Origin of the sequence: Nitrospira tepida, assembly GCF_947241125.1 — a bacterium.
GTDB classification, from domain to species: Bacteria; Nitrospirota; Nitrospiria; order Nitrospirales; family Nitrospiraceae; genus Nitrospira_G; species Nitrospira_G tepida.
The window spans coordinates 4,680,797-4,707,474 of sequence record NZ_OX365700.1 but is presented as its reverse complement, the minus strand read 5'-3'; the positions used below and the strand labels follow the sequence as shown (position 1 = coordinate 4,707,474).

The window sequence follows — 26,678 nt, the reverse complement described above, 5'->3', positions numbered from 1 at the left end:
GGTAGCGACGGCGGGCATAAGAAGAAAGATCGTTATGTGGCCTGCTTGTGTGAGGAGTTCATGAAACGAGACCGGTCCGGACTCTGGATGATGGGCGCGTTCCTGCCGCTGATCAGTTCGTTGCTGACCGGCTGTTCGCAGATCCCCCAACAACCTGTGTTGCCACCAGCCGCTTCCGTCATAGAAGGAGAGCCGGCGTTCTCCGTTCTCGCCGGCTCGTGGGAGTATGAGGAAGGGACGGCTGTTGTTCCGCTGGAGATCGACCGTAGCGGGGTCGGGACCTATCCCTATAAGGGTGGGCGGTTAATCACCGATCGCTTGGACGATCATCACTGGCGCGGGCGCTGGCATCAACCGGAGAATGATCGGGAAGGAGGATTTGAAGTCACCCTCGCGCCGGATTTTTCGGAAGGGGACGGGCGTTGGTGGTACACCCGCATCGGTCACAACCAAACGCCGACTGAGAAGGGTGGCACGTTTCACCTCACGCGATCCGAACCCCCCTCCGGGCCCCTTCCAGCCTTGACCGCCCGATAAACCTTTTCTCCCCACTATTGTTCCGGTATCATCGTGCTGCGCGCTGATCCGTTTATCCAACGCGCATCTCTTCATGACTGGCGGGTAGGACCACACGACAGACGAGCAAAGGTTCGATCCAAGGCTGAGCCATGAGCACCGTATCGTTCAACTCTGTTCGGACCGTGGTGGTAACGGGGGCGGGCGGCTTGATCGGGAGCTATCTGGTCGGCAGTGCGTTCCGATGGGTGGCAGGTTGGCGGGTCGTCGGTCTCACAAGGCACGAGCTTGACCTCACGGACCGATCGGCCGTAGAGGAATTGTGGCAACGGCTCAAGCCCGAGGCGATCGTCCATTGCGCCGCGATCAGCAAGGCCGTCGCCTGTCGGGACAATCCGGAACTGGCGAGGCGTGTGAATGTCGAGGTCACCGGCCATCTGACGGACCTCGCGTCCGCTTCGGGCGCCCGGCTGGTGTTCATCTCGACCGATCATGTGTTCAATGGACAGCAGGGGGCCTATACCGAAACAGATCCGGCGAGTCCGCTGACCGTCTACGGGGAGACCAAGGTGGCCGCAGAGCGCCTGGTCCTTGCGCACGAGCGGCATCTTGTCCTGCGCACCTCGCTCAACGCCGGGCTCTCGCCAACCGGTGATCGAAGCTTCGTGGAGGAACTGATCCTGGCCTGGCGGGCGCGACGGCCTCTTACCCTATTCACAGACGAATATCGATGCCCCATTCCCGCCGCCGTGACAGCGCGGGCCATCTGGGAACTGATCCGCACGGCGCCGTCGGGGCTGTATCACCTCGCCGGCCAAGAACGGTTGTCGCGCTGGGACCTTGGTCAGCTTATGGCATCGTTCTACCCGGAACTGGAACCGTCGCTCAAGCCCGGGACGCTTCGCGATTATGGCGGTCCCGCGCGTGCGCCAGATCTCTCATTGAATTGCGATAAAGTCCGGCGGCATCTGTCGTTTCAACTTCCCGGGTTTCGGGGCTGGTTGCAGCGACAACGTGGAATCCCGGTAAAGGATCTCTGGCGTCCTGACAATGAGGCGATCTGATGACCATGGATCCATTGGCCCTCGTCCTTTGGGCCTATCTGGCTTCCATGGTCGTCATGGCGCTGCTCTGGTGGATACAACGGATCGTGCGGAATGCATCGATCGCGGATGTGGGGTGGTGTATGACCCTGTTCGGTGTGGTGGTGTGGTATGCGGTGCAGGTGCCGGGGGTGCCGGAGCGCCGGTTGTTGCTGGCGCTGTTGGCTGCTGGCTACGGGCTGCGGCTGGGGCTGGCCATCCTATTCACGCGGGTCTTGGGACAGCCCGAAGACCCGCGCTATGCGCGGCTCAGGCAGCAATGGGGAGCGGACAGCGAGCGGAACCTGTTTCTCTATTTTCAGCTCCAAGCTGCGGCCGTGCCATTGTTTTCCCTGCCCTTCCTTGTGGTCATGCAGAATCCTCGGCCGACCTTCAGTCTGTGGGAGTATGCCGGCGTGGGCCTCTGGCTGGTCGGAATCATCGGAGAAACCGTCGCGGACGCGCAGTTGGCCGATTTCAAACGGCAGCCGTGGAATCGCTCCCACGTCTGCCGGACAGGTCTGTGGTACTATTCGCGACATCCCAACTATTTCTTCGAGTGGGTGCACTGGTGGAGCTACGTGGTCATGGCCGTCGGTCTCTCCAACGGATGGCTGACATGGGTCGGGCCCGCCGCCATGGGCTGGGCGCTGCTCAAGGTGACCGGGGTGCCCTATGCGGAGGCTCAGGCGTTGCGCTCTCGGGGTGACGAGTATCGGCACTATCAGCTTACGACTAATGTCTTCATCCCCTGGTTTCCGCGGCGCCACGGATGAAACGGACAAGCGTGAAATAGGAGCGGTGTATGGGGCAGCCGAATTGGGATGAATTGGCCGAGTTGGCGCTTGCGCGTGTTCGAGCCGCCGGGGCCGAGTATGGAGACATTCGCATCGTAGAGAGTCGGACGGAGACGGTCCGGGGCGAAGATCGACGGCTTGCCGAGGTTCGCGATAGTCGCGATGGCGGTTTCGGCGTCCGAGTGCTCTATCACGGCGCCTGGGGGTTCGCCGCCAGCGCGATCCGTTCGCTGGAAGAGGTCCCGCGGGTGGCGGAGCTCGCGGTCGACATCGCCAAAGGCTCGGCCAGCTTGGCGAGGGATCCTGTGAGACTGGCGGAAGAGCCGGTTCATCGTGATACCGTCGTGACGGCCCGGAAAGCCGATCCCTTTGCGGTTCCGCTTGAGCAGAAGACCGCCATGCTGATGGAGACGATGGAGGTGCTGCACCGGCAGTCCGGAGTGGTGAGAAGTCGCGCGCAGTTGTGGGCGCGTCAGGACGTGAAGTTGTTCGTCTCGACGGAAGGTTCACGGATCCATTTCGATTTGTTGGCCGTGCAGGGCGAGATGGAGGTGACCGCGGTCCATGACGGTCGCTTCGCTTCCCGGAGCTACAATACGCCCCATCTTCGGACGGGCTACGAATTGATCAACCAGGCCAACTTCGTCGCCGAAGCCCCGCGGGTGGCAGCTGAGGCTGTCGAAAAGGTAAAGGCTCCGGCGGTCCAAGCGGGAACGTATGACCTGGTGCTCGATCCCGAACATCTGTCGCTGACCATTCACGAATCCTGCGGCCATCCCAGCGAGCTGGACCGGGCGCTCGGCTACGAGGCCAATTATGCGGGCACGAGCTTCTTGACCACCGACAAACTGGGAACCTTTCGCTACGGATCCCCGCACGTCACGCTTGTGGCGGACAATACCGAGCCGGAAACGCTGGCGGCAACCGGATATGACGATGATGGGGTTGCCTGTCAGCGCTGGGACATCGTGCGGGAAGGCCTGTTCGTGGGCTATTGCACCAACCGCGAGGTTGCACCGAAGATCGGAGACCGTCGGTCTCGCGGCTCGAACCGGGCCGAGAGCTGGGCCAGCATTCCGATCGTACGCATTGCCAATGTCGGGCTGCTTCCCGGCCGTGCCTCGCTCGACGATTTGCTGGCGGATGTCCGACGCGGTATCTATATCGAAGGGCATGGCTCCTACAGCATCGACCAGCGTCGCTACAATTTCCAGTTCGGCGGGGACGCGTTTTGGCTGGTTGAGCACGGGAAACGGACCCACATGCTTCGCGATGTGGTCTACCACGACATCACGCCTGAGTTTTGGAATCGTTGCGACGGGGTGGCCAATGAGCGCTTCCGTCGGCGCTACGGGTTCATCACCTGCGGCAAAGGCCAGCCGGGACAATCCGGATGGATGACGCATGCTGCCTCGCCCGCGCGGTTTCGCGGCGTGAGCGTGATCCGGAGTTCGGGAGACAAGACGTCATGAGTTCGGGCCTCACGAGTCGGCAGGAGTTTGAGTTTCTCACCGACCTGGTGCTGAAGCATTCGTCGGGAGACGATACAGTGATGTCCCTCTGGGATTCGATCGGCGGGACGACCCGCTTCGCCAACAACCAGATCATCCAGAATGTCAATGCACGGCGAGTCACATTGACGGTCACGGTGGCGTTCGGGCGCCGGCGGGGAACGGCGAGCACGACCGACCTCACCGCGGGCGCGGTCCAGGATGCCCTGAAGCGGGCGGAACGCATCGCCAGGGTGTCCCCGGAGGATCCCGAATATCTTCCGTCGCTTCCTCTGCAAACCTATCTGGCGCTGCCGTGCTGGCGGGCGGAAACCTCTGCCGCCGGTGCGGCGCGTCGTCTGGCCGACGCGCGGAGGATGATCGGGATGTGTCAAGGGGAAGGTCTGAATGCCGCCGGTATCGTGGCAACCAGTGATGGCATTGCGGCGCTCTCAACGAGCCAGGGGTTACGTGCCTACGAGCCACGGACGGAGGCCCGCTTCAGCGTCACGGTCATGGACGGCGAGGCCAGCGCCTGGGCCTCCAATGCTCATCGTTCCTGTGACCAGCTTGCCATCGAAGAGCGGACCCGCCTCGCCATCGGCAAGGTCAAACGTGCCGGAAGTCCCAAGCCGCTCGCCGCTGGACGCTATACCGTCCTGCTTGAGCCTGCGGCCGTGGCCGGGTTGCTGAGTTGGATGATCTGGCTATTGGATGCCAAGTCATACGAGAAGGGCACCAGCCCGTTCAGCGGCAAGCTGGGACACCCACTGATCGATCCTCGATTGAATCTGCACAATCTGCCGTTGCATCCGGATCTGTTGGGGATGAGTTTCGACTCGGACGGTGTGCCGAGCCGCGAATCGTGGTGGATTCAAGACGGGGTGCTCAGGCAGCTCGCCTACGATCGGTTTACGGCCCACACCAAGGCCGTGCCCCCCATCAGCTTACCGGAGGCGCCCTGTCTCTCTGGAGATGGAATTGGTGACGATCTGATCGCGACGACTGAACAGGGTATCTTAGTCAGTAACCTCTGGTATCTCCGCGTCGTCAGCCATACGGACCTGACCTTGACAGGTATGACGCGGGATGGAACATTCTTGATCGAGAACGGCAAAATTGCCGGGGCGGTTCACAATTTCCGCTTCCACGAAAGCCCGTTGAAGGCCTTTTCAAATCTCGACGAGTGCACCCACCCTGCGGAAACCGTCACGGCTGAGACGGGCAAGATGTTGGTGCCCGCCATGCGGATCCGAGACTTTCATTTTTCCAGTGTGACCCGTTTCTGAAGCGTCCGGTCATCATGTCCGACGAGTCGAAGAGCGAATACCCTCCGCAAGGACCCGCTCATCCCTTGGGGCGCGTGAACAGCGCGGAAAGACTCCGGTTCATAGTTTCGCTGGCTTCGTAGAGAGCGTTTTTGAGCGCGTCGTGAGTTGCGGCAAGGTATTCGCGACCGGGATCCGACTCCAGGAATTCGGCATAGCGCTCGAGCTCCGCGTCGGTCAGGGTTTGATAGGTCAGAAGGAAGGTCGCCGTAGCGACTTGCTGTGACCGCATCCGAAGCTTGGGGCGATCTTGATCAATTTGCACCCGGACCCGATCGACCCCCAACCGCTGGTCAACCGGCCGAGAGGCATCCAAGACCGTCGCGGCTCCAAAGGCCGAGGCCTCAGATAGATCGACCAATGTCTCAGTCGCGTTTGTCGAATGGTCAAGCCGACGGATCAGCCTCAAGCGAACCGCCTGAGGAGCGTCTTTTTCCAATTTCTCGAGATCGATCTTTTCGAGCTGCGCCACAACCGGTTCAATCTGATTCCCAGACGTGGTCCATCCTCCTTCCTCAAGGGCGCTGATCCTTTTGCCCAGATCCGACTGGAGCCAGACTGCGATTTTGCCCGCCGCTTCCTTTGATAGATCCTTCGAAACCTTGGATGTCACCCGGCGCTCGATTTGGTTTGCGTCGAAGGCTTGAGTCAACACCTGCCGCACGACAGCCTGTCGCGTAGTGGCCAGGTTCTTACTGCTTCGGTCAAACCCTGCAAGCACGTAGCCAGGGATAGCGTGGATCTGTTGTTGAACCCCCGTAAAACGTAGGACTTTGCTTGCCCGCCCGTCATTTCCTTTGAGTGTCTCCGCCGAACTTGCATAACCATAGTTGATCAAGAGCACCGAGGAAACACTGAAGATGGCCAAGTACACCATTCTCATAACTCCCACCTCGGATTCGTGGATGACGGGTGATGAGCGCGACCAGCTGCGGACGAATTCCTGCCGGTCCATACAAGTATAGCTGGCCTCCGGGAGGCGGCAACCTGCGCATGCTCGGCTGTTTCTGTACTGAAGCACTGAAGTAGGCGGCTGTTCTTGAGGGCAGGCCCAGTGTCATTTGCTCCACTTTCCAGGTTGACCGCATGCAGAGTCTCAGCACATCATTGGTTTTGCCAATGACCGAGTATCGCAGGAGTCGAACAGAGCCAGGCGCGTCACGATCGACCCTGGGCCGTTGGCCAGGATTCAACGAAGGGAGGAGAACATGCCACGAAGAGCCACGGCTCAGACGTCGCAGCAGAACATCATTCCAACCGGAGCGGAAAAGCGCCGCCACCTACGATATCCGGTTCAGTATCGACTCCGCTACACCGGCAAGATCGGGAGTAGATATGTGCGCGGCGAAGGGGTGCTGGTCGACGTCTCCCTTGAAGGATGTGGAATACAGGGAAGCTGCCCTGTTGAGCAGGGACATGAGTTGACTCTTCAGATTGATCTTCCCCTGAAGAAATTGGCCGTGACTTTGAACCGGGCTGTCGTCCGATGGGCAAGCGGAGGCCGTTTCGGGATCGAATCCTCCTAGCAGGGTGTTGAAAAACTAGCATGCACGGCTCAAATTTTCCCCACCTCGCTCAACCGCCAACAGCTTCTGGCAATCCGAGAGGAGCCTGGCCGTCGTCTTCTGGTCTGTTGCGGCTCGCTGAACATAACCAGTCCCTCTTGGGGAGATCAGGTGGCCGGTGCCGGCGCCTGCAGGCGGCTGATACGGAGCAGGTTGTAGGCGGCGCCGACGAGCAAGGCGGCATGCTGCGTCCGTGCGAGACCTCGGAAGCGGGTCTTGCGCAAGCCGCCCACGGTCTTGAGCCAGCCGAAGATCTCTTCCACCCGTTTGCGAATCCGTTGGCTCAGCGCGTAGCCCACCGTGCGCGTGGTGCGGCCATCGAGGCCGGGTGTGCGCCGGCCTGCCACCCGCGCCAGATGGGGACGAATGTGGCGCCGACGCAATTGGCGCACGAAGTCCCTGCAGTGATAGCCCTTGTCCGCCCCGAGTGTACGGGGGCGAATGCCCCGGCTGGCCTGCCGGCGCAGCATGGCCAGGGCCGTCTCCCGCTCGGCGGTCCCGGTGGCCGGCGCGATCTGCAGATCCACACACAGGCCGTGCCGGTTCTCCATCAAGACATGGCCGGAGAAGCAGAGCTTGGCCTCTTTGCCCTGGCCCTTACGGGCCAACCGAGCTTCCGGGTCCGTCGTGCTCTGATGCGTGGCGTTGGTGCGCCGCTCCCCATGAAAGTCCACGGTAGGATTACCGGGATCGTCCGGCGGTGCCGCCGCCGGGGCGGCCTTGGGCGTGACACTTTTGAGCGAGGCCCAGGCTTCGATCAGCGTGCCGTCCACGGTGAAGTGCTCATCCGAGAGCAGCCCCTCGCGGCGCGCGGCGGTGACCACCGCGTCAAAGAACCGCTGGGCCACCTCGTGCTGGAGCAGCCGCTCACTGTTCTGGCTGAACGTGCTGTGATCGAACCCCGGCTCATCGAGATTCATGTCCAGAAACCAGCGAAACAGGATGTTGTAGTTGAGCTCCTCGCAGAAGAGCCGATGCCCACGGATGGAGAACAGCGCGATCAGCAACTCGCTCTTCAGCAGCCGCTCGGGAGGGATCGACGGCCGTCCCGTCGAGCTGTACATCTCGTCAAAGGTCCGCTCCAGGGTCGCCAAGACTTCGTCAGCCCTCGCCTTGATCGCTCGCAGGGGGTGGGTGGCCGGAACTCGGGCTTCGGGGGACACGTAACTGAACATGGCTTGCTGAGCAGTCACCTCACCGCGCATCGTTCTCCCCCCTGGTTGTGTGAACGGCTGCACGGTGCTAATACTTATTCTGTGAAAGTCAATGGCTTTTTCAACATCCTGCTAGTGTAGTCGACTTGCAGCGCAGCTCGGACTTTTACCCGTAGTGATCGGCTGATCGTCACAATTCTCCCCCTAAGGCTTCCAGCCTTTCTTAGTGCATCACATCATTCGGATCCAACCGCTTCCAAGAATTGTGGTCTTCTGTCGGTCCACTCCCCTGAATTAGGGACTTCTCCTCTCCATAAGGAGGATGGCGCTTTCCAGCCGGTCACATAAGCTTTACATCAGGGATGGATGAAGGGTGCAAGCGAATGGTGAACAAGGAGGAGAACGATGACAAAGCCAGAATCGCTGCAACAGTCCGAAGGTGAAGCTTTCCAGGCTCGTGTTCCGCTCGAACAGCGTCGTGCACAACGTGTCGCTGATCCTTGTTATTTCACCTATTCCGGTGTGTCTGGTGAACGGGTCGTTGTCGGGGAGGGTTCCGTCATCGATCTCTCCACGGAGGGATTCGGGGTTGACGGAAACCGGGAAGTGCAACCTGGCGCCTTGCTGACTCTTTGTCTTTGCCTCCCAGATGAAGAGATGCCGATCCTCATCGAGGAAGTTCGCGTGGCATGGGTGAGCGGGAAACGATTCGGTGTACAGTCTCTTGCGATTGGCCATGAGGAACGCAAGCGGCTGACAGGATATGTTTGGAAATTGCTCGCGAACGATGTCCGGAAGAAGCCAACAAATCTCTTTGCGTCGCAGATCGCAGAGGCAGTGTAGACCGCTCCCATCCTGATCATTGCTGTGAGAGGTCGGCTGCAATCGTACGATTGCAGCCGACCTTGTGTTTATACTACTCTCCGCGCAACCTAGGCCATTTGAAGACTAAGGGCAGATTCCTCCAAGAAAAGAATCGTCATGCGCGGGTACCGGCGAAGTGAGCCCGCGCAGCCAAGCGTGGAACCAGGGTCGTTAGGGCCTCGTATTGAGAGAATGTCTCAACACTGGTTTGGCGAGAAGTTCGTTCAGGATGATTCGGCTGCTGATTGAGCGATCACAGACCCGAGGTAAGGAGGCTATTCGTTTATAACCAGGAATTTTCAAGAGCGGAAGGATTGAGAGAGCGAACCACCTTTATTCTGAGCATGCAGGGACCGATGCTACCCGAGTAAACCGGTCACCCGGTTAGGGAGATGATGGCGACCAGGAGAAGCGGATTACAGAGGGGGACACGGAGGCCGGTGATCGGCGTCATGGGACCTGCCAAGGCCGGAGTTCGCGAACTCGAGGACGCACGTCTCCTTGGCGAGCTCATTGCGCGGCAGGGGTGGATCTTGTTGACTGGGGGACGAGCGAGCGGCGTTATGGAAGCGGCCAGCCAAGGGGCCAAGGCGGTTTCTGGGAGCTTAACCGTCGGAATTCTGCCCGATGAAAAGACGAAAGTATCGCGCTATGTAGACCTCGCCATCCTGACGGATTTGGGGAATGCAAGAAATAATGTCAACGTCATGTCGAGTGATGTCATTGTGGCCTGCGGTCTTGGAGGGGCCGGCACGGTCTCCGAAGTTGCGCTGGCGCTGAAGGCCAAGAAGCACGTGATTCTTCTTGACGCCGAAAAAACAGGAGCGGGATTGTTTCGAAACCTGGCTCCACAATTGGTTTCTACTGCGGCTTCTCCTGAAGAGGCGGTTCAGATGATCAAGGATCTCCTCTAGCGCGCATTATTCATGACGGTTCGTCGCGTTGCACCCGTTGCATCGGGAAGAGCAATGGGTACCCGGCAGTCGTGTGCGAGGCGGGCGCGTGGAGCCGTGAGGGAGGGAGGCATACTTGAAACAGTCTGTTGACCGACGGAGCGGCGAGCTCGCCCGCATGCCTGCCGCAACTCCGCACGCAGGCTGGTCGCAGCAGCAAATCTGCGATTTATCTGCATGATCTTCGTGCAGCAACCTCTGCAGGCAACAAGCCTTCGCCGTCTAGAATTGTGGAGTGTGGGTAGACGTACTGGTTGACCTTCGTCCCGTCGTGTGACCTAATGCACGCCTCATCGTGACCGACGGAATGCGATACGACGAGTATTCTCACCTCGTTTGGGTGGGAAGAGAGGCAGACTTATGAAAGCGGTCGGACTGTTCAAGCATCTCCCGATCAGTGATCCGGAAAGTCTGGTGGATCTTGAACTCCCCATCCCTCAGCCTTCGGGCCGGGACCTGCTGGTACGGGTCGATGCCGTATCTGTCAATCCTGTTGATACCAAAATCCGAGCAGCCAAGGGAACGATCGAATCATCGCCTCGCATCTTGGGATGGGATGCTGCAGGCGTCGTGGAGAGGGTTGGGCCAGGAGTCACACTCTTTCAAAAGGGAGATGCAGTCTACTATGCCGGGGATCTCTCCCGCCCAGGGAGCAATAGCCAGTATCAGCTTGTCGACGAACGAATTGTCGCACATAAGCCCGTTTCGCTCGACGTGGCGCAAGCCGCGGCGGTTCCATTGGTCGCAATCACGGCCTATGAATCGCTGTTCGAACGATTGGGTATTGATCGGAGCGGAGCAGAACACGGCAGGACCATACTGATAATTGGCGGGGCTGGCGGGGTGGGGTCCATGGGGATCCAGCTTGCGAAACTGGCCGGCCTTACGGTCCTGGCAACCGCTTCGAGACCGGAATCCGCGGCTTGGGCCAAGTCTCTGGGGGCCGTTCATGTCTTGGATCACACCAAGCCGATGCGGCCGCAAATTGAACATGCAGGCTGGTCATTTATTGACTACATCGCGGACTTCAACGATACGGATGCCCATTGGGATGCGATGGCGGACCTGATTAAACCGCAAGGCAAACTTTGTACGATCGTCGACAACCGTGGATCGCTGAAACAAGAGTTGCTTAAAGCCAAGAGCATCACGCACGCGTGGGAGTTTATATTCACCCGTGCGAAGTATCAGACCGAAGACATGATCGAGCAGCACCGGCTACTTGCCCGTATCGCTCAATGGTTTGATGAGGGTATGCTCCGGATGATCATGCGAGAAAAGCTCACCCCAATAAATGCGGCCAATCTTCGCCTTGCGCACTCCAAGATTGAGTCGGGGTCGATGATCGGGAAAATGGTACTCGAAGGGTGGTAAGTACAGTGGCCGTCAATCATGGGCCTTCATTGAAGAGTGAAGGAAAGACAGCGGTATGTCTCGCGAGTCAATCCCATTCTTAGTTGAAATTGCGAAGCGGCCTCCCATGTGGGGTGCACGTCGTGTCCGTCGACAGAGGCTTCTTTTGACCTTCGGCCTGACAGCCGGCCTCCGCATTGGCTCCAGGATCAACGATCGTCACGCGGCCCATAGCATTCCCTCGGCTCCTCCGGTCAGGCGATGCGGGTCTCGGTCACGGCTTCGCGCTGGATGTCCCGCTGAAGGGCCTCTTGGAGTTGGGTGAGATGCCGATAGCCTTTGATGCGTCGCAAGCGGGGTTCGATCGCCAGCACGGCACTGGCCACCCAGCGGTGTTTCTGATCCGACGTGCGCCAGCGGTCGACCTTGTCCGTCAGTTGGCCGAGTTGGGCGTTCAGCGACTCCAGACAGTTGGTGGTCTTGAGGCTGCGGCCCAGCGTGCCGAACAGCCCCAGGCGATGCAGCGTCAGGGTTTCCTCCAGCCCTTCGTCCAGGCTGGCCACCGCGGAGAGATTGATGGTCCGCAGCTCCTGCCGGAGACGGAGCAAGGCGGCCCGGGCGTCCGTGTAGGTCGGCCGCTCATAGGCCTGCTGCACCCGCCGCCGCCACGGGGCCTGGTGTCCCTTGGGCAGATACCGCACCACATTCTCCCGCTTATGCCACTGACACCGTTGCACGACGGCCTGGCGGCCGAAGACGGTCTGGATCGCTTTGCGCAGCCCCTTGGCGCCATCGATCACGCAGAGCAGCCCCTGGTCCGTGCGCAAGCCTCGGGTCACCAGGTCTCGCAAGAATGCCGCGCAGACCGGCTCGTTTTCGGTGGCGGTCTGCACGAATCCCAGGATCTTCTTCTCGCCCTGCCGCGTCACCCCCAGCGCGAGCACCATGCTGTCGTCCGCAAAGGTCTTGCCGTCGAGGACGAGCACGACCACCTCGTCCTGCTCCAAGCGGCGTTCGCTCAGCTTCCGCAACTGCCGGGCGCTGGCCCGCATGAAGCGTCGTGAGACGCTGGAGGCACTCAGCCCGAACGCCTCCGGGACCGCTTCCGCACAGGCTTCATATCGGCGGCAACTCAGGCCGTGCAGGACTTTGCGGAACAGCCCCGCATCGGCTGCCCGTGGGTCGCCCAGGGCCTGGTAGGTCGGTAACGCCACCTCCACGTTCCGGAAGCGGTTCCGGACTCGCCTGTAGGTGATCGGCAGTTTCTGATCCAGCAAATACACCGAGCCCCGCTGCTGACACCAGCGCACATAGCCCGGCTGGCCGCCGGTCCGGCTATACCGTTCGCCCGCCAGGTCAGTCACTTCCGCCTCCAGGGCGTCCCCGACAGCGTGCAAGCCCAGCGGGATCAGGGCTTGGATAAGGGCCACGAGGCTCGCCCGCTCGTCCACCGCCGGGATGGCGTCCACCGCCCGCCGGCGGATCGGTCGCACCTTGCCTTCTGTGGTGATTCGGATTACGTTTCTCATGAAGCGGCTCCTTTCGTTGGTGTGGGGTGGTGGTTGTCTGATCCACGGTCACCGCACAGCACCACAAAGGCAGCCGCTTCGTCAATTTTCAACTAATCCTGGCACACCCTCTGTCTCGCGCGTAACAGTCGGAATACGATTCCGGGAAGCAAGGCACGTGAAGTTATGTGACTTCAGTGTGTGGCCAATAAGACCGAAAAGGGCGCCGCCGCATCACGACCAGAAACGCTAACTGACGTAGGCATACCGGCCTTTTATCAGTTTGACCATGTCTGCTTTCATGGCGTCTGAAACATTTCCACGAATGGTATATTCGTCCCCGAATAACGGGCTTGTCTCCATTTCCGATTTCCGCCGAGCGAGAAAATCTTCGAGTGAGCCGATGACTCGTGCCGGATTGCCCGCAACGACCACTCCGGACGGCACATCATGGGTGACAACGCTCCCGGCGCCTACAACGACATCAGAACCAATCGTTACACCGGGTAAAATCAACGTCGAGGCGCCGATGAACACTCGGTTGCCGATCGTGACTTTCCCAAGACGAGTGTAATTTAAGTGGCGTTTTGTGCTGGCGTCGTGCGCCAAAATATGAACCCGGGGGGCCAACGTGACCTCATCCCCTATCGTAACCAGCCAGCAGTGGCTCGGGTCGATGACGACATCTTCCAGCATCATGAAATGCTTTCCGACGACGAGCCCTTGTTTAGTCAGGAAGGGGAGAGGATCTCGGTGAACGTATTGGCGGAGCAAGTTCAAGAGCCAGTGAAGCACGAGCGGCGGTCCTTTTGCGGTGACGAAGCCTGCCGGATCCCCAGAAGCCCGTGTGGAACTCCGTATTGCGAGGCTAGCACAGCCTTGCGTGGCTTGACAACATGAGCCACAGAAGACCATGCGCGTGGTGGTTGGTAGACCGCGCGCACCCATCCACGGTCACGCGCAGGCGATAACGAAACGGGCGCCGCTTTCGCACGGCAAAGGCGGACCGAACGAGAAGATCGAGTATACGAACTGGCAGGTGCTTGCTGCTCAACTGAGTCGTGCAGTTCATTACTGTGGGAGGTCGGTTCTGTCCGAAGCGAACGGTTTAGAGACAACCGATCGGAACGAAACCGGCTCCGAAAATTCTCGCCAATGCAAAATACCGTGCATTGTCCCAAAATGGGTTGGTCGGTAAGTAGTTTCGTCCGGACGGATCGGTGCCGTACGACGGATCGTTCCCAAAGAAGAACCCTCCTCGCGTCCGTTGGACGAGTTGCAGCCATTCGGAATACAGGGAACAAACTTCTGATTGTACGGACGCGTCCGACGTATTGTTCGCATACCAGCCTTTGGCCCAATCAGGCACCGTGCGGCTGTGCGCCGGAGCGGGCGGAGAAATTTGAGGCACCTGGTCGATGTCGAAAGCCGGCACCGTGGGTTGCAGAAGATTGGCGGGCAATTCCGGCATGGGTGGCACAACGGAGAGCGGTTTTAACTCGAGCTTTCGGCATCCCTCTCGTTCGCGATTTGTGTAAAGTGTGACCGCTCCTGTTTGCGAGCACTCCCACATTCCTAGCGGGTCGGCAGGTCGTGGCTCATCGGCGAAAACGGGGATAGCGAGCGTCCCCGTTACAAGCAGAGCAACCATGAGCTGTATGGAGCGCATACCGCACCTCCAGATCAGGAGTGGGACCAACGGACTAGGGAGAAGGACAGATTGAGCATCAGGCTCAGCACCCGGCGCGACGTTGGTGTTGCCGCTTCCCTGCGCCACTTTATCCACCGGAGCGAAGCCGATACCATTCTTCTTTGGAGGGGCGCGACGGCTGACCGGTCGGGGTCTGGAGAGCACGGACCTGTCGATACAGGGTGGTATTCTCACTCAGGAAGGGAGCTGCAGTTTGCGTTGATTTTTCAACAGAATACGGCCTTATGCCGTGACGGTTGGGTAAGCTTGTGAATCTCCAACGCCTTGAACAATTTCTCTCTCATGATCTCTGGACCCTTGATCTGACCCACTTGCCGAAATGGCAACGGGTTGGCCTGTCGGCGCTTCGGCTGATCAGCGCCGTAGCTTGGGAATTCCGCCGCCGCCTATTGGATGCGCGGGCCGCGGGTTTAGTCTACACCACGCTCTTATCGTTGGTTCCGTTCCTCGCCGTGACGGTGTCGGTCTTGAAAGCGTTCGGTGTGCACCAACAGGTCGAACCCTTACTGAGCCAGGCGCTTGAGCCGCTCGGACCGAGCGGGAGAGAGATCACCTCCCGCGTCGTGGGATTCGTCAACAATCTCAAGGTCGGCGTGCTCGGCATCGTCGGGGTGGCGGGCTTGTTCTATACGACTTATTCCTTGATCGACAAAATCGAACAGACGTTCAATGCGATTTGGAACGTGCGACGAGGGCGCTCCTGGACAAGGAAGTTCACGGACTACCTCAGCGTCGTGCTCGTGGGTCCCGTCCTGATTGTCACCGCGTTCGGTTTGTTGGCTTCCATTCAGAATCACGCGCTCATTCAGCGGATTCTGGACCTTCAACCATTGGGCTTTGTGTTGGTGTGGATCGCCGAGTACCTTCCCTTCCTGATCCTGTGGGGGGTCTTTACGTTCTTCTACAAGTTCATTCCATACGCGGATGTCCGAACGTGGTCGGCTTGTGTCGGAGGGGCGGCGGCATCGCTCCTCTGGGGGTTGGCAGGCGAAGGATTCGCGGCGTTTGTGGCTGGCTCTTCCAAATACAGCGCCATTTATTCCGGTTTCGCGATCATGATCCTGTTCTTGTTGTGGTTGTATGTGGGGTGGTTGATCATCCTCATCGGGGCGCAAGTGGCCTATTTCCATCAGCACCCGCGTGCGTATGAAGCGCATTACCTTTGGAGACAGGGGACGCATGCCTTCCGCGAGCGGACAACTCTTCGGCTTCTGGCGACCATGGCCACTCGAGCGATCAGCGGAGTGTCCCCCGCCACGCTCGATGAACTGGCGGCTGACGTGGGCGTCCCTCTCTCGATCGTGGAGGACCTTGTCGAGGAACTACGATCATCGGGATTGGTCGGGCGTCTGGAAGATTCGAAGGCACTCGTCCTCATGCGGCCGCCGGAACTGATCGGCATTCAGACCATCTTGGATATCTTGCGAGAGAAATCAGCCGGGTTGTCCAGAGTCTCGCATTTGGGTGATGCTATCGACGACGTTATTCGACATCGGGACGATGCGGCAGCTCGTGCGCTGTCCGGACTCACCCTCTATAATCTGGCCGGCAAGATTTGTCCCGCCGAATCAGCCCGGGTTCCGTCCAGCCCGCTCGGGCAGACCGTCATTCGTGAACCGTGACGAGACCCCCGACTCGAGCCGGCCTTGAGCGCGTCCAGTTCAGAGGCGGCTTTCATCGAAATAGCGTGGAGCCGTGGACGGTCAGAGGGCCGATGAGGCCTCCCTCCTTTCGAGGGACAGCGCGATTTGCGATCTCACCAAACAAAAGACGTCAGTCCTCTTCCATTCCTCCCTCCTAACAGGGGACGTCGTAACCCTATCTAAGTCCTGGATTTCGTGGCACTGTGTGGATGTGCCAGGTCTCCCATGACCGGCACGAATCCTGTTCTATGACAAGGCTGACCGTGCACACGATGCGGTGAGAATCGCCGGCTCGGCGATCTCCGGGAGGAAGCTATGCGAATCATCCCACATCCAACCGGCTACGCCACGAGAATCCACCATGCGCTGGCTCAGACTCTTTTTCCGATGGCAATGATGGCGCTGGTCATCCTGCTGCCACCGGCTGCCACGAGTGAGGTCTGCGGTTCTCATGACCATCTGGGTTCCAGGCTGACGTCCTCTTTTCCCGAAGAGAATGTCCGGCACGATCGTCATAAAAACGCTAGCCTGCAGAACGGCAGCGTTGGGCGCGGCGGTCGAATGTCCGAGCGGGAACTCAATCAAGCGATTCGGTGGTTCGCGCGCGAGCACCACTTACCCCAAGCGCTTATCCGGGCGGTCATTCAAGCGGAGTCGGGGTTTGACCCGCTCGCGGTTTCTCCCGCCGGCGCCCTCGGTCTGATGCAATTGATGCCTCGGACGGCCGCGGCATTGAACGTGCGGGACCCTTTCAACCCGGTTGAGAACATTCGCGGCGGGGCGAAGCATCTTCGCTATTTAATCGACCGGTTTGACGGCAACCTGTCGCTCGCGCTGGCAGCGTACAATGCCGGAGAACACCGCGTGAAACGAAATCACTATCAAATCCCCGCAATCCAGGAAACTCAGATGTACGTGGAAAAGGTCCTTTTCTATTACCGCACATTCAAAACAGGGAAGCGTCTTTCGGAAGGCGTAAGACGGATGTATTAACCAGCCGTCGTCGATAAGCGGGCCGTGGATGGTGTATAACGCTATGTCTTTTGGTTACTGATAAGAGTCGGCTGACCGCTCGCGTTTCGTCCGTCTCCCCATCAGCCAGTACAATGGCACACCGATCATCACGGTAAGCAAACCCATCAGCGACTCTCCTGGACGGTGAAAGAGACTGTGAGCGATGAGGGTCAGCAAGACCAGGATCACCAGGATTGGGAGGAAGGGATATAGGGGCACTCGGAACGGTCTTGTCAATTCCGGGCGGCGGCGGCGCAGCAACATCACTGCGGCGATGGTCAGCGCGCTGAACCCGGCTAAGACGAGTCCTCCATAGACGACAAGTTGCTCAAACGTGCTCGTAAGGATGAGGAACGAAACCCATGTGCTCTGCAAGACCATCGATCGAACGGGAATCCCCGTCCCCTGGTGCCGCACGCCGAACCAGGGAAGGAGTGCGCCATCGACAGCCATGGCCCAATAGACGCGGGGGCCGGCCCAGACCATGGCGCTGACCGCTCCCGCAATGGAGATGGCCAGCAAGAGCGCCGCGAAGAAGGCTCCCCTGGAGCCCCAGAGGGCTGTAGCTGCCTTTTCCGCCACAGGGAGCAACGGGGGTTCACCGAGCCGATCGACCGGCAGGGCGAAGAAATAGAGGAGATTGAGGCAAAGGTAAACCACCCCTACGAAGAGCGTCCCTCCGATCATGATCCGCGGTAGAGTCCGAACGGGATCGCGGATTTCTCCCGCAATGTATCCGGCCACGTTCCATCCCAGGTAGGTATAGAATACAAAGACAAACGAGGCGACGAGGACGCCGCCGTGTACACCTGGCGCATCCGGTGATGTTTGGAGATGGCCCCAGCTCCCCTTTCCAAAGAGCAATCCACCTAGGATCAGACCGGCAATGGACAGAACCTTTATTGTGGTGAGCGTTTGTTGGAGCCGCCCGCCCGCTTGAAGTCCCACCCCGTGGACTGCAGTCAGGCTCCAGACGAGGGCAAGGGCAAGCCCCGTGATCCACCCGGAATCGAGTCCCGTCAGCGGGAGGGCCCGAACCAGATAGGTCGCGAAGCTGACGGCCGATGCGGCAATCGCCGCCCCGAACCCCACGGTGAACGAGGTCCAGCCGCTGAGAAAGGCGGGTAGAGGCCCATAGGCCTCGCGAAGGTAGACATAGTCGCCGCCTGCCTGTGGAAACACAGTACCCAGCTCGGCATAACAAAGAGCTCCGGCAAGCGAAACCGCTGCTCCCACTATCCACAGGAAGAGGATTGCCGGTGGATCCCCAAGGTCCCGCGCCAAGAACCCGGTCGTGGTAAAGATGCCCCCGCCGATCATATTACTGATCAGGAGGCAAGCAGCCGTGAACCAACCAACTTGTCTCGTGTGAGGGGACTCGGTGACCGGCATGGACAGGCGATTCGCGTGTGTGATCGAAGAATGAGGACAATGCCTTCGCGGAAGTGAGAACAGCGGACTGGTTCCGAACCCGTTTGTGCTGTCATCTCGGAAACAATCGAAGATGACGTTATTCAGAGAGAAGCAAGCTGGGATTATTTGCGGCCATGCAATTCTTCAAGCCGTTGACGCGCTCGTTGAGCCACCTCGCTTTGTGGATGGTCTTTGATGATCTGCTCATACAATTGCATGGCATGCTCCCGATTGTTCTGCCGCTCTTCAAATTGGGCTGTGGCGAAGAGATCGCTTGGATCTTGACTGGAACAGCCTGCTGCCAGCAGGGCCAGCATGCAGAAGAGGAAGCCATACAGCGTCATCGCGACGAACCTCCTGATCAGGCTGCGTCATTGTACTGGCGTAGCCGATTCGCTTCCAGTTGAAAGCCAAGGGCAGGGATCGGCAGTACGGGGTCAGGCGGCCTGGTCCCGGGCTGGTTCCCGGCGGCCAGCGGTCGGCGATCGATGATCGGATTGTTGCCGAAGCTGATCCCAATCGATGCTCACGTGGCCTCCCGTGGTCTCGTGCAATGTCCGCCAGTTCTCGAGCAGGTTGAGGCACGCGTGATCGATGTGGACGAGCGATTCGGTGCGAATGACGACGTCGGCATGGGGAGGAATCATCTCCAAGGAGGAGGCCAGTTTCGGCAGGCTCACGAATGTCGCGACACCTTCCAGATGAAGCGCAAAGCGTCCATCTCGATCATGGGCATAATAGCTGTTCAGATTCTGGGTGGTGTAGATCAGTTTGGCGACGGTCAAGCCGATCCCAACCAGCACGCCCGTCAAGAGATTCGTCGTGACGATCGTGACGAGCGTGCCCATATAGATCAGCACTTCGTCCCGTCCGTGACGGGCCAGATCGCGGATCGCCTGAGGGTTGACCAGCTTATACCCGGTAAAGACGAGGACAGCGCCCAAGCTCGCCGTGGGGATCGACCGCAAGATGAACGGGAGAAAGGCGACGAACAACAGCAACCACAGACCGTGACACACAGTCGAGGCGCGCGTCCGAGCGCCCGCCTGTACGTTGGCTGCGCTCCTGACGATGACGCCGGTCACGGGCAAGGCGCCCAGGAGGCCACAGAGCACGTTCCCGACCCCTTGAGCGAACAGCTCGCGGTTGTAGCGGGTTCGTGGTCCCCTGTGGAGTTGGTCCACCGCGGTCGCCGACAGCAGGGTTTCCACGCTGGCGATGGCGGCGAGCGCCAGGGCCTCCGCCAGCATCGAGGTGTCCAGCATGTGGGCGAATTGAGCGGAGGTCGGGAGATGAATGACCGATAGAAGATCATCGCGAACCTTGACATGGTTGATGTCAAGGCCCAGCACGAGCGTCGTGCCGGTCGCGATGGACACGCCCACGAGCACGGCCGGAAGCGCCAGCAATGGGCCTCGGGCCATGAGATTCCACGCCACCAGGCCGGTGATGGTGAGGACGCCGATGCGGGCCGCCAGGTGATGATTCATGGGCGTGGCGTCGTCGGCCACGAGTCCCTTCCAGACCGCCGATGGGAGGGTGAGGAGATTATCCAGGCCCGATCCCTTTGGGGTATCGTCGATCATGACATGAAACTGGCTCGCAAAGATCAGCACACCGATCCCGGCTAACATGCCGTGAATCACCGACGGGGATACGGCTCGAAACCATTGCCCGAGTTGAAGCCACGCCCATTTGATCTGGATGATTCCCGCCAACATGATGACGATCGCCAATCGCTCCATGCCGTGCTCGTGAATCAGTTCCCACACGATCACGGTCAGGCCGGCGGCCGGGCCGCTGACCTGAAGCGGACTGCCGGCCAGACATCCGACGACCAGACCGCCGACGATGCCCGTGATAATGCCGGCTGCAGGAGGCGCTCCCGACGCGACCGCGATTCCCATGCACAACGGCAGGGCAACCAGGAACACGACGACGGAGGCAACCAGATCCCGTTTCACCTCGGTCCAGGACAGATGAGGCAGGCTGAAGGGCATCGCGGATCGAAAGAAAGGACCTATTCGATAACCGCTTCCAACTATAGCAAACGCCCGGCTTTCTGGCGGTTAGGTTCGGGCAGACCATTCGGAGGGCTGACCCGTTGGAATGATGGGGATCAACGGGAGAGGATCGGTTTATGAGGTCAACCACCGCCTGTGTCTTGGCCAGTGGCTCATGCGTCTGACCGGTTGGTGCGCACCCGTATCCCGTACCGGGGTGGCGAAATGGATTCACTCCGGCAGCGAGGGCAACGGCTTGGTTTCGTGACCTTTCGGCGGTTTCGGAAGATAAATCCGCAATCCAGACATTCGGATGGTTCCAACAGGAAAGCCCGTGCGGGGTCTCGGGCCAGCGATCGGATCACATGCTCAAGGTGTTCCTCTACCTGTCGTTCCGGAAGTCCCAGCCGTTCTGCAAGCTGGCGTGAGGACAGTCGTGCCCCGACCAATAGGTCCATGAGGCGCTGGCGGGGCGTGAGTTCATGAGGAATCATCGTCAACCGAGCAGGCAACTCAGTTCTTGGGCCTCTACGATGCTATAATCAGCCCATGTCTCGCCCAGTGCATCAGATACCCCGCCTTGCTGCTCTGCTCATCTTGCTCGCAGTGGGCTCCGCCGGCTGTGCCAAAGACATCTACCAACAGCGGGCAGACATCATCAAGGGGCACACGGAGGCCTTTTATCAAAGCCTGGAGCAGGGCCGGATCGCGGCCGCCGTCTCGGAAAACGAGCAGATCGAAGGGCTCGCTCGCGAAATGGAACAGGGGCTGGTCAAGCGGGCTTCGTCGATGGACAGCAATCAAAAGGTGCGGGAATGGTCCTTGATCAAGACAGCCAACCAGACAGCGATCGACAATTGGCTCAACCTCGGGCGCTACCTGGCTGCCACCAAGCGGTATGATCAGGCGAAAGGGACCTATCAGCGCGTGATCGATACCTACGGAGACAAAGGGGCGGAATATCGGCCGTGGGTGGACCGGGCGAGGTTGGGGACGAAGGATGTGGACCTGATCCTTGCTCCAAGCCGCCCCGATCAGAAGATCGACTAACCGTTTAAGAGCAGATTGCCATTCGTGACCACGCTGTCTGTCCTTGGTTATTTGAACAGGCCCTTCACCCCCTCGACGGCCTCCGAAAGGGAGCGTCCCGCCTTCTTCCCGGCTTCCTCGATCATGCCGGTCCCGCTCTTTGCCACAGCCCCTGTCACCTCCGCAGCCAAGGCTGCCAGTATCTGAGCCGTGATGTCTTCGAACGAGGTCGTATGGGCCGCGCTTCCCAGGTCTTTCAGCGTGATCTCGCGCAGGGAGACTCCCCGCACGTTCGTTTCAACCGAACCCGCCCGCAGCAGCATATTCAGCCTGGTGTCCACGATCCGGAGCCTGGTGACGATGACGGGAGCCAACTCTGCTTCTCTGGACGGACGACTCCCTTTGGGCGCAGGTCCGGCGGCAGTGCCGTTCGTGGCCGCCTGCACCTGATCGCGAAGGGTCGTCAGATTATTGCGTGTCGAGCTGCCTTCAAGCGTCACCTCCGGTCCCTCGATCACGACCTCACGAATCAGAATGGGACGGTGGAAGAGGCTCGACCAGTCAAGGGAGATGCGAATCGCGCGAACGCTCAGGGCAACCGGCGCCTGGTAGTCCGGCGGATTCCCGACGCTCAAATCTTTCAGAACGAGCTGTCCGGAGAACAGAGACAGATCCACCTCCCGCAACTGAACCGGGGTCTTGGTCAGCCCAGAGCCGATGTCTTCCACGGCTCGACGGAGCAGCGTTTCGCATAACAGCGGCAGCAGGACGGCGAAGGCGGCGATAATCCCGAGTCCGATCAGGGCGAATCTCTTGGTTCGTTGCATGGCGAGATGGGGGCTACGTCGGGCGGTGGAGTTGATGTAGCAGTTCTTGAATGGCCGGGCGAGCTTCCGAGGAGGCGGCGATCGTTCCTTCGAACGTGGGGACAGTTTGATTGAAGCGAAACGCGCGACTATGCAGGTCTGAGATGCTCCCTCCAGCCTCCTCGATCAGGATGGCTCCCGCCGCGACATCCCATTCGTTCTCCCGTTCAAAGGTGATCGTCGCGGCCACAGCGCCCGAGGCCACCAAGGCCAGACTGTAGGCAATCGAACCGAGAGGTCGGCAATCAACGGTGTCGGCGATGGCCTTGAAACGGCCCCGCTCGAACTCATAGGGATTGACGAGCAAGCTGAGACGCGGCGAAGCCGGGGCATCGGCGCGGACCGCGTTGCCGTTGAGACGGGTTCCGTTTCCCCTAGCCGCCGTAAAGAGCTCTCCGGTCGAAGGATTGTAGACGGCCCCCAGGACAACGTGACCCAGTTCGACGAGCGCGACCGAGATCACAAAGTGCGGACGGCCCCTCATGAAAGCCCTGGTTCCGTCGATGGGATCGACGACCCAGACCCGGGGCTTGGAGAGTCGCGTCTGGGGATCGGGCGATTCTTCCGAGAGCCAGCCGTCTTTCGGGAACGCATCCAGCAGCGCCTTTTCCAGCATCCGGTTGACTTCGAGATCGGCCGAGGTGACCGGCGAAGAGTCGGACTTGGTCATGGTCTCGAAGCCGGCGCTGGCCAAATGAAGGGCTCGCTGTCCGGCCTCGATCACGGCTTCGCACAGGACCGCCTGCTCGCGTTCCATTGATCGCCTTTCACGGTAGCGATGAAATCCGCCGGGGGAATCTCTTCTTCTTTTGAGGATACCAGTTCCGGCCGGCGTGAGGAGAGAGAAAAGGGAAAAACTATTCCGGCTGGTCGGGAACGTCCGAGATATGGTCCACGTAATAGTCGGTTTCCCCGAAACAATTCGTCGGTATGCCACGATGCTCTTTGTAATGCACCACCACGCGCTTGCCTAATCGGGCGTTCACATCCTGCGCCACCTTTTCGTCCCAGACGGAGAACGTCCAGAGGACGGGCGCGACGCCCGGTACGGTCGTCATGGCGAGTTCGCCTTCGTAGGTCTTACAGAGCCAGCCCTTGCGGGAAAATTTCTGGAGGTAGCCAGTCCGGTCGCCGTCCGAATAGCTGACATTGAGGACCACGGCCAGGTAAAGGCCTCCCACGACCAGGATGACCAGGAGCAGCGAGGCAATGATTTTCAGCATAGACACGACGGTCGCCAATGGAAGCGTCGAATCATTCGATCGAACTCGATCGGATGAAGAGGAGGCCAGCGTCTCATTCTGTGCTAAAGGTCGGGAAACAACCAGGGGGCTTCCGCTTTTCGCCTGGCTTCATAGGCGGCAATGGCCGGCTCATGTTTGAGACTGAGGCCGATGGCGTCGAGGCCGTTCAGCAGGCAGTCCTTCCGAAAGGAATCGATCTCAAACCGGAACCGGCTGCCGCGAGGGCTCGATACGGACTGGGCAGCCAAATCAACGGTGAGCTGATAACCGGGCGACTCCGCAGCTTCCCGAAACAGTGTCTGCACCTCATCCGGCTTGAGCACGATCGGCAGAATCCCGTTCTGGAAGCAATTGTTAAAGAAGATGTCGGCAAAGCTGGGCGCGATCAGGCACCGGAATCCCTGGTCGAGCAGCGCCCACGGCGCATGTTCGCGGGACGAGCCACAACCGAAATTGTCGCGCGTCAACAGGATCGCGGCGCCCTGATAGCGCGCTTGGTTCAGAAAAAAATCGGGATCGGGTGAACCGTCCGCCTTGCGGCGCCAGTCGTAGAACAGGCCTTCCTTGAGGCCCGTCCGCTTGATGGTCTTGAGAAACTGCTTGGGGATGATCTGATCGGTATCGACATTGACCCGATCGAGCAGGGCGACCAAGCCTGTCAGGGTGGTGAAGGGCTGCATCAATTCCTCATCGGTGACGACGGCCAATAACGAATGTCCACGAAATGGCCTTCCACCGCCGCCGCTACGGCCATGGCCGGGGACACGAGGTGCGTCCGGCCGCCGGCGCCTTGACGGCCTTCGAAGTTTCGGTTGCTGGTGGAGGCGCAGCGCTCACCCGGCTGAAGCACGTCCGCATTCATCGCCAGGCACATGCTGCAGCCCGGCTCCCTCCATTCGAATCCCGCCTCCTTGAAGATCCGGTCCAATCCCTCGTCCTCGGCCTGTTGTTTGACCAAACCGGACCCCGGCACCACCATCGCGCGCACGGTCTTGGCCACCTGCTTGCCCTTGGCGTATTGCGCGGCCAGGCGCAGGTCCTCGATCCGTGAGTTCGTGCATGAGCCGATAAACACCCGGTCGATTGCGATCTCGGAAAACGGAGTGCCGGGTGTGAGTCCCATGTATTCCAGCGCCCGTTCGGTCGAGGCCCGCGATTTCTCGTCCGGCATATCGCGAGGGTCCGGCACCTTCGCATCCACGCCCGCCACCATGCCGGGGCTTGTGCCCCATGTGATCTGAGGAGCAATCTCCTCGGCCCGCAGGTGAACCTGACGGTCGAATGTGGCCTCGGGGTCCGAGGGCAGGTCCATCCAGGCTCGCTGGGCCCGTTCAAAGAGGTCTCCCTTAGGGGCGAGGGGACGTCCTCTGAGATATTCCATGGTCCGGTCGTCCGGAGCCACGAGCCCGGCCCGCGCACCGGCTTCGATCGACATGTTGCAGAGGGTCATCCGGCCTTCCATTGTGAGGGCGCGAATGGCCGCTCCGGTGTATTCGATCACGTAACCTGTGCCCCCGGCCGTGCCGATCTTGCCGATGATGGCCAGAACGATGTCCTTGGCTGAGCAGTGCCGCGACAACTCCCCCTCGACCCGTACCTCCATGGTCTTGGGCCGTTTCTGGATAAGACATTGGGTGGCGAGCACGTGCTCAACCTCGCTCGTGCCGATGCCGAACGCCAGCGCTCCGAAGGCTCCGTGCGTCGACGTATGGGAGTCGCCGCAGACGATGGTCATCCCCGGCAAGGTGAAGCCCTGCTCCGGCCCGATCACGTGGACGATCCCTTGGCGGGGATCGCTCATCTTGTAGAGGGTGATGCCGAAATCGCGGCAGTTCTCTTCAAGCGTCGCAATCTGCTTGGCGCTGATGGGGTCCGCGATACCCAGGCGACGGTCGGTCGTCGGAACATTGTGATCGGGCACGGCCAGCACCGACCCGGGCCGCCGAGGCTTACGGCCCGCCAGCTTGAGGCCTTCAAATGCCTGGGGTGAGGTCACTTCATGCACAAGATGGCGGTCGATGTAGAGGAGCGTCGTCCCGTCCGGTTCCTCGCGAACCACATGGGCATTCCAGATTTTTTCGAACATGGTCTGGCCGGCCATCGAAAATCCTCGGATCCGTCTTGACGTGATGATGAGCGTGCTACACTTAGGCCAAGCATTATACATGTGTCGCGTGCCGGCGAGGCAAGAGGCATCTGCCCGGGACCATCCCTTCAAGTGTCGGGCGCAGGAAACCGAAAGAGCAGGTATGAAATCACGACCGGTCGATGCCGAGCGCATCAGAATTCCGCGCTGGACTATCTGGCGCCAGTCCGACCCGCTGGGCTGCCCCCACTGTGGTTCGATGATCGTGTCGATTAAGGCGGATGCTCGCCAGGTCTCCTTTTGCGAATGCCGGATGATCGAGGATCGGCAGGCGGCCTCGACCCGGAAGCGAACCAGGCAAGCCGATGAGCACCACGACAAGAACGAGTGAGTTGCCGCTCCGCTCCACTGGCCGGCCGATTCATCATGGCGATCACAGGTTCACGCGAATGATGGGCAGGAGTCATCCTCTCTCCGGACATCGAATCATTTCTTGGACCTTCCTTGTTGCCTGCCTTGGGTTCCTGAGTCTCGATACCATGGGCCGGTTTAGTTGGGCGGGAGACCTCTCATCGAAAGCGATGCCGCTCCCTTCAATCGCGGCCTCGCTGGAGATCGACTCTTCCGCGACCCGTTCCTGCCGGAGGATGGATCTGCTAGGCACCTGGCAGTTGGTGACCTACAGCGCCAGGTTTCGTGCCAAAGACCCGACAGCTCCCTACCTCTATCCTCATCAACTCTTTCAATTCTCTATCGATGGGTCGATGAAATCGGCACACTCGCCCAAGGCCTTCATCGAGTCGCCTGGCCACATCCTTGGCAAGGTCCCGTCGGTCCTTCGATACGAGATGGACCCCGACTATCCCGGGTTGGTCATGGTGAAATCGAGCGGGCCAGGGGCCGCCGCAGAGACCTGGCAATGCCTCACGATCACTTCAGACCGACAGAATCCAAACCATCCAGTGTCCGTGGGAACCGGCGACCTTGTGATGACCCTCATGGGCAGGAATGGAGAACCGTTGTTCATCCGCTACCTGCGCAAGCCCTCTCGCCGTTGAC

The 26,678-nt window shown here is 59.9% G+C and carries 28 protein-coding genes; 14 read left to right on the top strand and 14 right to left on the bottom strand.

The window, feature by feature from the left end; all coding sequences use genetic code 11:
* Positions 1-60: 60 nt before the first annotated feature.
* The 5 genes from QWI75_RS22415 to QWI75_RS22395 all read left to right on the top strand — a co-directional run bounded on the left by QWI75_RS22415 (position 61) and on the right by QWI75_RS22395 (position 5,174).
* Complete coding sequence (locus tag QWI75_RS22415; protein ID WP_289271599.1) at positions 61-537, top strand: hypothetical protein; 477 nt, start codon at positions 61-63, stop codon at positions 535-537.
* A 131-nt stretch (positions 538-668) separates the two neighbouring features.
* On the top strand, positions 669-1,580 hold the full coding sequence (locus QWI75_RS22410; protein ID WP_289271598.1) for an SDR family oxidoreductase: 912 nt from the start codon (positions 669-671) through the stop codon (positions 1,578-1,580).
* Positions 1,580-2,374, top strand: a complete 795-nt coding sequence (locus QWI75_RS22405) for a DUF1295 domain-containing protein (RefSeq protein WP_289271597.1) — start codon at positions 1,580-1,582, stop codon at positions 2,372-2,374. The genes QWI75_RS22410 and QWI75_RS22405 overlap by 1 nt, the downstream gene beginning before the upstream one ends.
* Positions 2,375-2,403: 29 nt before the next feature.
* The gene (locus QWI75_RS22400; RefSeq protein WP_289271596.1) at positions 2,404-3,867 is read left to right on the top strand and encodes a TldD/PmbA family protein; all 1,464 of its coding nucleotides are present in this window, start codon (positions 2,404-2,406) and stop codon (positions 3,865-3,867) included.
* On the top strand, positions 3,864-5,174 hold the full coding sequence (locus QWI75_RS22395) for a TldD/PmbA family protein (RefSeq protein ID WP_289271595.1): 1,311 nt from the start codon (positions 3,864-3,866) through the stop codon (positions 5,172-5,174). The genes QWI75_RS22400 and QWI75_RS22395 overlap by 4 nt, the downstream gene beginning before the upstream one ends.
* Positions 5,175-5,232: 58 nt before the next feature.
* On the opposite strand, the gene QWI75_RS22390 is transcribed toward QWI75_RS22395, so the two are convergent.
* The gene (locus QWI75_RS22390) at positions 5,233-6,090 is read right to left on the bottom strand and encodes a hypothetical protein (protein ID WP_289271594.1); all 858 of its coding nucleotides are present in this window, start codon (positions 6,088-6,090) and stop codon (positions 5,233-5,235) included.
* A 331-nt stretch (positions 6,091-6,421) separates the two neighbouring features.
* Between QWI75_RS22390 and QWI75_RS22385 the strand changes: the two genes are divergently transcribed.
* Positions 6,422-6,739 carry a PilZ domain-containing protein gene (locus QWI75_RS22385; protein WP_289271593.1) on the top strand — a complete coding sequence of 106 codons (318 nt, stop codon included), beginning with the start codon at positions 6,422-6,424 and terminating at the stop codon, positions 6,737-6,739.
* A gap of 146 nt (positions 6,740-6,885) precedes the next feature.
* On the opposite strand, the gene QWI75_RS22380 is transcribed toward QWI75_RS22385, so the two are convergent.
* Positions 6,886-7,983 (bottom strand): IS5 family transposase, encoded by a 1,098-nt coding sequence (locus QWI75_RS22380; protein ID WP_289271592.1) that lies wholly within the window; start codon positions 7,981-7,983, stop codon positions 6,886-6,888.
* A gap of 354 nt (positions 7,984-8,337) precedes the next feature.
* On the opposite strand from QWI75_RS22380, the gene QWI75_RS22375 reads away from it, so the two are divergent.
* The 3 genes from QWI75_RS22375 to QWI75_RS22365 all read left to right on the top strand — a co-directional run bounded on the left by QWI75_RS22375 (position 8,338) and on the right by QWI75_RS22365 (position 11,123).
* On the top strand, positions 8,338-8,775 hold the full coding sequence (locus QWI75_RS22375) for a PilZ domain-containing protein (protein ID WP_289271591.1): 438 nt from the start codon (positions 8,338-8,340) through the stop codon (positions 8,773-8,775).
* A gap of 461 nt (positions 8,776-9,236) precedes the next feature.
* The gene (locus tag QWI75_RS22370; protein WP_289271590.1) at positions 9,237-9,710 is read left to right on the top strand and encodes a TIGR00725 family protein; all 474 of its coding nucleotides are present in this window, start codon (positions 9,237-9,239) and stop codon (positions 9,708-9,710) included.
* A 399-nt stretch (positions 9,711-10,109) separates the two neighbouring features.
* On the top strand, positions 10,110-11,123 hold the full coding sequence (locus QWI75_RS22365; protein WP_289271589.1) for a zinc-binding alcohol dehydrogenase family protein: 1,014 nt from the start codon (positions 10,110-10,112) through the stop codon (positions 11,121-11,123).
* A gap of 233 nt (positions 11,124-11,356) precedes the next feature.
* On the opposite strand, the gene QWI75_RS22360 is transcribed toward QWI75_RS22365, so the two are convergent.
* From QWI75_RS22360 to QWI75_RS22350, 3 genes are all read right to left on the bottom strand, one after another.
* A complete protein-coding gene (locus QWI75_RS22360) occupies positions 11,357-12,631 on the bottom strand; it encodes an IS256 family transposase (RefSeq protein WP_289271588.1) in 1,275 nt (424 codons plus the stop codon).
* A 228-nt stretch (positions 12,632-12,859) separates the two neighbouring features.
* Complete coding sequence (locus QWI75_RS22355) at positions 12,860-13,309, bottom strand: DapH/DapD/GlmU-related protein (protein WP_289271587.1); 450 nt, start codon at positions 13,307-13,309, stop codon at positions 12,860-12,862.
* A gap of 409 nt (positions 13,310-13,718) precedes the next feature.
* Entirely contained in the window at positions 13,719-14,081 is a 363-nt protein-coding gene (locus tag QWI75_RS22350) for a hypothetical protein (RefSeq protein ID WP_289271586.1), read from the bottom strand.
* Positions 14,082-14,569: 488 nt separating this feature from the next.
* Here QWI75_RS22350 and QWI75_RS22345 point away from each other — a divergent pair, with 488 nt between their 5' ends.
* On the top strand, positions 14,570-15,943 hold the full coding sequence (locus QWI75_RS22345; RefSeq protein WP_289271585.1) for a YhjD/YihY/BrkB family envelope integrity protein: 1,374 nt from the start codon (positions 14,570-14,572) through the stop codon (positions 15,941-15,943).
* A gap of 336 nt (positions 15,944-16,279) precedes the next feature.
* Positions 16,280-16,957 (top strand): lytic transglycosylase domain-containing protein, encoded by a 678-nt coding sequence (locus QWI75_RS22340; RefSeq protein WP_289271584.1) that lies wholly within the window; start codon positions 16,280-16,282, stop codon positions 16,955-16,957.
* 54 nt (positions 16,958-17,011) lie between these two features.
* On the opposite strand, the gene QWI75_RS22335 is transcribed toward QWI75_RS22340, so the two are convergent.
* The 4 genes from QWI75_RS22335 to QWI75_RS23050 all read right to left on the bottom strand — a co-directional run bounded on the left by QWI75_RS22335 (position 17,012) and on the right by QWI75_RS23050 (position 20,888).
* Positions 17,012-18,370 carry an APC family permease gene (locus tag QWI75_RS22335; RefSeq protein ID WP_289271583.1) on the bottom strand — a complete coding sequence of 453 codons (1,359 nt, stop codon included), beginning with the start codon at positions 18,368-18,370 and terminating at the stop codon, positions 17,012-17,014.
* Between the two features lie 143 nt (positions 18,371-18,513).
* Positions 18,514-18,735, bottom strand: coding sequence for a tetratricopeptide repeat protein (locus QWI75_RS22330; RefSeq protein ID WP_289271582.1), 222 nt, complete (start codon positions 18,733-18,735; stop codon positions 18,514-18,516).
* A 93-nt stretch (positions 18,736-18,828) separates the two neighbouring features.
* On the bottom strand, positions 18,829-20,391 hold the full coding sequence (locus QWI75_RS22325; protein ID WP_289271581.1) for a SulP family inorganic anion transporter: 1,563 nt from the start codon (positions 20,389-20,391) through the stop codon (positions 18,829-18,831).
* A 176-nt stretch (positions 20,392-20,567) separates the two neighbouring features.
* On the bottom strand, positions 20,568-20,888 hold the full coding sequence (locus QWI75_RS23050; RefSeq protein ID WP_441946978.1) for a transcriptional regulator: 321 nt from the start codon (positions 20,886-20,888) through the stop codon (positions 20,568-20,570).
* A 55-nt stretch (positions 20,889-20,943) separates the two neighbouring features.
* Between QWI75_RS23050 and QWI75_RS22320 the strand changes: the two genes are divergently transcribed.
* Complete coding sequence (locus QWI75_RS22320; protein ID WP_289271580.1) at positions 20,944-21,444, top strand: hypothetical protein; 501 nt, start codon at positions 20,944-20,946, stop codon at positions 21,442-21,444.
* 47 nt (positions 21,445-21,491) lie between these two features.
* On the opposite strand, the gene QWI75_RS22315 is transcribed toward QWI75_RS22320, so the two are convergent.
* The 5 genes from QWI75_RS22315 to leuC all read right to left on the bottom strand — a co-directional run bounded on the left by QWI75_RS22315 (position 21,492) and on the right by leuC (position 25,634).
* Positions 21,492-22,250, bottom strand: a complete 759-nt coding sequence (locus QWI75_RS22315; RefSeq protein WP_289271579.1) for a DUF748 domain-containing protein — start codon at positions 22,248-22,250, stop codon at positions 21,492-21,494.
* A 13-nt stretch (positions 22,251-22,263) separates the two neighbouring features.
* Positions 22,264-23,046, bottom strand: coding sequence for an inositol monophosphatase family protein (locus QWI75_RS22310; RefSeq protein WP_289271578.1), 783 nt, complete (start codon positions 23,044-23,046; stop codon positions 22,264-22,266).
* 100 nt (positions 23,047-23,146) lie between these two features.
* Positions 23,147-23,512 carry a DUF8785 domain-containing protein gene (locus QWI75_RS22305; protein ID WP_289271577.1) on the bottom strand — a complete coding sequence of 122 codons (366 nt, stop codon included), beginning with the start codon at positions 23,510-23,512 and terminating at the stop codon, positions 23,147-23,149.
* Positions 23,513-23,595: 83 nt separating this feature from the next.
* On the bottom strand, positions 23,596-24,213 hold the full coding sequence (gene leuD / locus QWI75_RS22300; RefSeq protein WP_289271576.1) for a 3-isopropylmalate dehydratase small subunit: 618 nt from the start codon (positions 24,211-24,213) through the stop codon (positions 23,596-23,598).
* Positions 24,213-25,634 carry a 3-isopropylmalate dehydratase large subunit gene (leuC, locus tag QWI75_RS22295; RefSeq protein WP_289271575.1) on the bottom strand — a complete coding sequence of 474 codons (1,422 nt, stop codon included), beginning with the start codon at positions 25,632-25,634 and terminating at the stop codon, positions 24,213-24,215. Before leuC ends, leuD begins: the two co-directional genes overlap by 1 nt.
* Before the next feature lie 148 nt (positions 25,635-25,782).
* Here leuC and QWI75_RS22290 point away from each other — a divergent pair, with 148 nt between their 5' ends.
* Both QWI75_RS22290 and QWI75_RS22285 read left to right on the top strand, forming a co-directional pair.
* Positions 25,783-26,010, top strand: a complete 228-nt coding sequence (locus tag QWI75_RS22290; RefSeq protein ID WP_289271574.1) for a hypothetical protein — start codon at positions 25,783-25,785, stop codon at positions 26,008-26,010.
* Between the two features lie 190 nt (positions 26,011-26,200).
* Entirely contained in the window at positions 26,201-26,677 is a 477-nt protein-coding gene (locus tag QWI75_RS22285) for a hypothetical protein (protein WP_289271573.1), read from the top strand.
* The last annotated feature ends 1 nt before the right edge of the window (position 26,678 follow it).

Excerpts from the sequence above, each read along its gene's own strand:
- QWI75_RS22415 (WP_289271599.1), top strand. The coding sequence starts at position 61 with ATGAAACGAGACCGGTCCGGACTCTGGATGATGGGCGCGTTCCTGCCG.
- QWI75_RS22410 (WP_289271598.1), top strand. The coding sequence starts at position 669 with ATGAGCACCGTATCGTTCAACTCTGTTCGGACCGTGGTGGTAACGGGG.
- QWI75_RS22405 (WP_289271597.1), top strand. The coding sequence starts at position 1,580 with ATGACCATGGATCCATTGGCCCTCGTCCTTTGGGCCTATCTGGCTTCC.
- QWI75_RS22400 (WP_289271596.1), top strand. The coding sequence starts at position 2,404 with ATGGGGCAGCCGAATTGGGATGAATTGGCCGAGTTGGCGCTTGCGCGT.
- QWI75_RS22395 (WP_289271595.1), top strand. The coding sequence starts at position 3,864 with ATGAGTTCGGGCCTCACGAGTCGGCAGGAGTTTGAGTTTCTCACCGAC.
- QWI75_RS22390 (WP_289271594.1), bottom strand. The coding sequence starts at position 6,090 with ATGGTGTACTTGGCCATCTTCAGTGTTTCCTCGGTGCTCTTGATCAAC.
- QWI75_RS22385 (WP_289271593.1), top strand. The coding sequence starts at position 6,422 with ATGCCACGAAGAGCCACGGCTCAGACGTCGCAGCAGAACATCATTCCA.
- QWI75_RS22380 (WP_289271592.1), bottom strand. The coding sequence starts at position 7,983 with ATGCGCGGTGAGGTGACTGCTCAGCAAGCCATGTTCAGTTACGTGTCC.
- QWI75_RS22375 (WP_289271591.1), top strand. The coding sequence starts at position 8,338 with ATGACAAAGCCAGAATCGCTGCAACAGTCCGAAGGTGAAGCTTTCCAG.
- QWI75_RS22365 (WP_289271589.1), top strand. The coding sequence starts at position 10,110 with ATGAAAGCGGTCGGACTGTTCAAGCATCTCCCGATCAGTGATCCGGAA.
- QWI75_RS22360 (WP_289271588.1), bottom strand. The coding sequence starts at position 12,631 with ATGAGAAACGTAATCCGAATCACCACAGAAGGCAAGGTGCGACCGATC.
- QWI75_RS22355 (WP_289271587.1), bottom strand. The coding sequence starts at position 13,309 with ATGATGCTGGAAGATGTCGTCATCGACCCGAGCCACTGCTGGCTGGTT.
- QWI75_RS22350 (WP_289271586.1), bottom strand. The coding sequence starts at position 14,081 with ATGCCGGAATTGCCCGCCAATCTTCTGCAACCCACGGTGCCGGCTTTC.
- QWI75_RS22340 (WP_289271584.1), top strand. The coding sequence starts at position 16,280 with ATGCGAATCATCCCACATCCAACCGGCTACGCCACGAGAATCCACCAT.
- QWI75_RS22335 (WP_289271583.1), bottom strand. The coding sequence starts at position 18,370 with ATGCCGGTCACCGAGTCCCCTCACACGAGACAAGTTGGTTGGTTCACG.
- QWI75_RS22330 (WP_289271582.1), bottom strand. The coding sequence starts at position 18,735 with ATGACGCTGTATGGCTTCCTCTTCTGCATGCTGGCCCTGCTGGCAGCA.
- QWI75_RS22325 (WP_289271581.1), bottom strand. The coding sequence starts at position 20,391 with ATGCCCTTCAGCCTGCCTCATCTGTCCTGGACCGAGGTGAAACGGGAT.
- QWI75_RS23050 (WP_441946978.1), bottom strand. The coding sequence starts at position 20,888 with ATGATTCCTCATGAACTCACGCCCCGCCAGCGCCTCATGGACCTATTG.
- QWI75_RS22320 (WP_289271580.1), top strand. The coding sequence starts at position 20,944 with ATGTCTCGCCCAGTGCATCAGATACCCCGCCTTGCTGCTCTGCTCATC.
- QWI75_RS22315 (WP_289271579.1), bottom strand. The coding sequence starts at position 22,250 with ATGCAACGAACCAAGAGATTCGCCCTGATCGGACTCGGGATTATCGCC.
- QWI75_RS22310 (WP_289271578.1), bottom strand. The coding sequence starts at position 23,046 with ATGGAACGCGAGCAGGCGGTCCTGTGCGAAGCCGTGATCGAGGCCGGA.
- QWI75_RS22305 (WP_289271577.1), bottom strand. The coding sequence starts at position 23,512 with ATGCTGAAAATCATTGCCTCGCTGCTCCTGGTCATCCTGGTCGTGGGA.
- leuD (WP_289271576.1), bottom strand. The coding sequence starts at position 24,213 with ATGCAGCCCTTCACCACCCTGACAGGCTTGGTCGCCCTGCTCGATCGG.
- leuC (WP_289271575.1), bottom strand. The coding sequence starts at position 25,634 with ATGGCCGGCCAGACCATGTTCGAAAAAATCTGGAATGCCCATGTGGTT.
- QWI75_RS22290 (WP_289271574.1), top strand. The coding sequence starts at position 25,783 with ATGAAATCACGACCGGTCGATGCCGAGCGCATCAGAATTCCGCGCTGG.
- QWI75_RS22285 (WP_289271573.1), top strand. The coding sequence starts at position 26,201 with ATGCCGCTCCCTTCAATCGCGGCCTCGCTGGAGATCGACTCTTCCGCG.